Origin of the sequence: Membranihabitans maritimus, assembly GCF_021729145.1 — a bacterium.
Lineage (GTDB): Bacteria > Bacteroidota > Bacteroidia > Chitinophagales > Saprospiraceae > Membranihabitans > Membranihabitans maritimus.
In genome coordinates, this window is record NZ_JAJSLW010000115.1 from 1 (window position 1) to 252 (window position 252).

General features: G+C 33.7%; 1 protein-coding gene. It reads right to left on the bottom strand.

What is annotated here, in order from left to right; all coding sequences use genetic code 11:
* Positions 1-24: 24 nt before the first annotated feature.
* Positions 25-252, bottom strand: a 228-nt coding sequence (locus LVD47_RS23540; protein WP_236981176.1) for a hypothetical protein, incomplete at its 5' end; no start/stop codon positions are given.

Below are 252 nucleotides of genomic sequence, written 5' to 3' on the forward strand. Positions count from 1 at the left end.
GTTGTTGATTTAAACCTGTCGCCATTATAATTCTTCTTTCCATTTTTGAAGTTGTTCAAAGTTTTGTTGTAGTCGTTCTTCTAAAACTTTTGTTCTTCTTCTGTATTTTTCACCCGTTTTGGCTTCGAACTCTTCTTTACTAAGAGTCATCGAATCCAGTAAATGGATTAAATAAGGGATTGTTTTCTTATCGCCTTGATATTCATTCATTGCAGACTGTAAAAAGTCGAAGGATAATCCAAATTCTTCGGC